4 protein-coding genes are annotated in these 3,598 nt (G+C 65.0%); 3 read left to right on the top strand and 1 reads right to left on the bottom strand.

The annotated features are described in order from the left end of the window. Window positions 1-33 precede the first annotated feature (33 nt). The 3 genes from ACLP25_RS11055 to ACLP25_RS11045 all read left to right on the top strand — a co-directional run bounded on the left by ACLP25_RS11055 (window position 34) and on the right by ACLP25_RS11045 (window position 1,083). Entirely contained in the window at window positions 34-369 is a 336-nt protein-coding gene (locus tag ACLP25_RS11055) for a transposase (RefSeq protein ID WP_442469247.1), read from the top strand. An 85-nt stretch (window positions 370-454) separates the two neighbouring features. After that, window positions 455-811 (top strand): IS66 family insertion sequence element accessory protein TnpB, encoded by a 357-nt coding sequence (gene tnpB, locus ACLP25_RS11050; protein ID WP_442469246.1) that lies wholly within the window; start codon window positions 455-457, stop codon window positions 809-811. A gap of 50 nt (window positions 812-861) precedes the next feature. Beyond that, window positions 862-1,083: a hypothetical protein gene (locus ACLP25_RS11045; protein ID WP_442469245.1), complete on the top strand. Its 222-nt coding sequence runs from the start codon at window positions 862-864 to the stop codon at window positions 1,081-1,083. Window positions 1,084-1,135: 52 nt separating this feature from the next. Here the strand turns inward: ACLP25_RS11045 and ACLP25_RS11040 are convergent, their stop codons facing one another. Further along, on the bottom strand, window positions 1,136-2,983 hold the full coding sequence (locus ACLP25_RS11040; protein ID WP_442469244.1) for a phosphoenolpyruvate carboxykinase (GTP): 1,848 nt from the start codon (window positions 2,981-2,983) through the stop codon (window positions 1,136-1,138). Window positions 2,984-3,598: the final 615 nt, after the last annotated feature.

Genomic DNA, 3,598 nt, shown 5'->3' with positions numbered 1-3,598 from the left:
TCGGCTGAGCGAGACTTGCGCTTCGATTCGACAATGCGACGGGCGCTAATTCCATGCATCAACCCAAGGCATGATGCCGACTCTTATCAGCGTGTCGAACTGATCACGGGACGGCGGCGTCGGCGCGATTGGAGCGATGCGGAGAAGGCGCGGATCCTGGCCGAGAGCGCCGATCCCGAAGTGAACATATCCGAGGTGGCGCGGCGCAACGGGGTCAACCGGGGATTGCTCAATGTGTGGCGGCGCCAGGCTCGGCGCGCCGCCGGCGAAGCCCCGCAGTTCGTCCAACTCCGGCTCGACGACGGAGTCGAGGCGCGGCCGGACGCGATCGACCAGCCCCGCGTCTTGGCGGGCCCGACCGAACGGTGACGATCGCGGGCGCGACGGTGCGCGTGCCCGTCGGCGTCGACGCCGCGACGCTGGAGCGCGTGCTGACGGCAGTGAGGTCGACGCGGTGATTTCGTTCGGCTCGGATGTCCGGGTGTTCGTTGCGACGCAGCCGATCGATTTTCGCAAAGGCGTACACGGCCTGGTCGCGCTGGTGGCGGAAGGGTTGGCCGGCAAGCCCTACAGCGGCGACGTTTTCGTGTTCCGCTCGAAGAGATCGGATTGCTTGAAGCTCCTGGTTTTTGACGGCTCGGGCCTTGTTCTGGCGACCAAGTGGCTTGAGGACGGCGACTTCGCCTGGCCTCCTGTTCGGGAGGGGACGATGCGCGTGACGGGGGCGCAACTGGCGATGCTGATCGAAGGCCTTTCGGAGTGGTCGCGGGTGGTCCCGAAGGTGACGAAGCGACCAACGAAAGTTGTCTGAGTCGCCTTGTTTTGCTGGCGATTCCGGGCGTTTTCGTGTAGCTTTTCGATATGGCGCTTCGCCCCGAAGATCTCCCCAAGGACCCCGCGGCTCTCGCCGAGATGGTGCTCGCTTTCGACGGCGAGAACGACGATCTGGTCCACAACCATTTCAACCAGGAGCGTCATCTCGTCGCCCGCGCAATCTACAAACAGAGACGCTCGGCCGCGCTGGCCGAATGGCACACAGTCATGGGCCGATCCTCACTTAGAATTCCGTCTTGCCGCGCCTAACGGATGCCGGGTGCAATCGGTCCCGATTTTGTCTGACAAGGCCCTCAGGCGGTCAGGCCTCATGCGCAAGCTCCCAGCGGGCCGGCGATCGCCACAGCCGCGACCGCAGCAGCTCGCGCTCGAAGATGAACTCCTTCGGCAACCGGTCGAAGAAACGGTCGAACATCTCCTCGTGGAGATGCGCCTCCTCGGTGCCGGCCTCCCGGCCGACCGCCATGAGGTCGTAGAACGTGTCGCGGTCGTATTCGAGGCCGCGCCAGTCGATGTCCTCGTACCGCGGCATCCAGCCGATCGGGCTTTCCACCGCGTAGCCCCGCCCGTGCACACGGTCGGCGATCCACTTCAGCACGCGCATGTTGTGGCCGAAGCCGGGCCAGAGGAAGTTGCCGTCGTCGTCGCGGCGGAACCAGTTGATACGGAAGATGCGCGGCGGGTTGGCGACCTGCCGTCCCACGTCCAGCCAGTGGGTGAAGTAGTCGGCCATGTTGTAGCCGCAGAACGGCAGCATCGCCATGGGGTCGCGCCGCGTCGCGGTCACGCCGATCGCCGCCGCAGTCGCCTCGGAACCCATCGTGGCCGCGAGATACACGCCGTGGCTCCAGTTGAACGCCTGGAACACGAGCGGCATGTTCTTGCGCATCCGGCCGCCGAACACGAAGCCGCTGATCGGCACGCCGGCCGGGTTCTCCCTGTCGGGATCGATCGACGGGCACTGCGAGGCGGGCGCGGTGAATCGCGAATTCGGATGCGCCGCGGGACGGCCGCACCCGGGCGTCCAGTCCGCGCCGGTCCAGTCGATCAGATGGGCGGGCGGCGTCTCCGTCATCCCCTCCCACCAAACGTCGCCGTCGTCGGTCAGCGCCACGTTGGTGAAGATCGAGTTCTTGGCGCAGCTCGCCATCGCATTCGGGTTGGACAGCTCGTTCGTCCCCGGCGCCACGCCGAAGAACCCGGCCTCGGGATTGATTGCGCGCAACCGCCCGTGCTCGTCCTTCTTGATCCACGCGATGTCGTCGCCGACCGTGGTCACCTTCCAGCCGTCCAGCTCTTTGGGCGGCGCCAGCATGGCGAGATTCGTCTTGCCGCAGGCGCTCGGGAACGCGGCGGCCAAATAGGTCTTCTCGCCTGTCGGCGAGTGGATGCCCATGATCAGCATATGCTCGGCAAGCCAGCCTTCGTGGCGGGCCATTACCGAGGCGATGCGCAGCGCGAGACACTTCTTGCCGAGCAGCGCGTTGCCGCCGTAGCCCGAACCGTACGACCAGATCTCGTAGGTCTCCGGGAAGTGCACGATATATTTGCGGCTGATGTCGACCTCGCACGGCCAGGGCGCGTCCGGGCTTTCGGGCAAATGTGACGCGCCGACCGAATGCATGCAGGGGATGAACGCGCCGTCGCCGAGCACGTCGAGCACGGCGCGCCCCATGCGGGTCATGATCCGGGTATTGACCACGACATAGGGACTGTCGGTGATCTGCACGCCGATCTTCGCGATCGAAGAGCCCAGCGGCCCCATGCTTAAAGGAATCACATACATGGTGCGGCCGCGCATCCAGCCGTCGAAAAGGGAAAGCAGCGTGGCGCGCATTTCCGCCGGCGGCGCCCAATTGTTGGTGGGGCCGGCGTCATCCTTGCTGAGCGAGCAGACGAAGGTTCGCTCCTCGACCCGCGCCACGTCGGAGGGGTGCGAGCGCGCCAGATAGGAGTTCGGGCGTTTCTCGGGATTGAGGCGGACGAACGTGCCGGACTCGACCATCTGCGCGCACAGCCGGTCGTATTCCTCGACCGAGCCGTCGACCCAGTGGACGCTGTTAGGCTTGCAGAGCTGCCGCATCTGGCCGACCCAGGCCAGCAGGCGCTCGTTGGTCACGCCGACCGGTACGGTCACATCCTGATCCAATGCCAATCTCCTCTCCGTATCTGCGCGCCGATCATCGTCGCCCAGTCGACCCGATCAAGGGCGGACGACGACCGCTCATGGTGATCGGCGTCGATGATCGGCCGACGAGCGTGCCGTGAGACGCCGGCCGTCGTTGCCGGCGACGTCGCTCCGAGGTTCCTCCCAAGTGAGCACCAAGCACCCACAATGGCACCCGAATGGCTACTCTGGTGCGTGCTTCTATCGCCGGACATCCCCGCGCGTCACACGCTGTCGCCATCGTGCACGCGGTCCCGATCGTGAGAAAGATGTACCGAGCGCGCGAAGGCCCGTTGATTATATAGGCTGTGGGCACGTGTTTTGAGCGCCGCAATGATGTCTGCGGTAGCGACTGGCAGCGCTCGATCCAGGATACCCTGAAGCACGAAAGAGCGTAGTTCGAACTCGGCAGTGAGACTTATACGGCAGCTCGCTCCGGCCAGTGCCGCGAAATTCCGTGAGAGCTTGAATTGCTGTACGCGGACTCATTGAGGGGGCGAAAAGGGGCTTGCGTCGGAAGGGTTTTCGGATTCGGCTGGAGGCATGATTCGCGGCGGGTTTCTTTCGCCTCGCCAGCGCGCTGAATTGCTGGCGCTG

The sequence above is a fragment of the Roseiarcus sp. genome, from assembly GCF_052145395.1.
In the GTDB taxonomy this organism is placed as follows: domain Bacteria; phylum Pseudomonadota; class Alphaproteobacteria; order Rhizobiales; family Beijerinckiaceae; genus Roseiarcus.
This window is presented reverse-complemented; position numbering and strand designations above follow the sequence as displayed.

Bases quoted from the DNA above. Each gene is read 5' to 3' on its own strand.
- ACLP25_RS11055 (WP_442469247.1), top strand. From the start codon at position 34: ATGCGACGGGCGCTAATTCCATGCATCAACCCAAGGCATGATGCCGAC.
- ACLP25_RS11045 (WP_442469245.1), top strand. From the start codon at position 862: ATGGCGCTTCGCCCCGAAGATCTCCCCAAGGACCCCGCGGCTCTCGCC.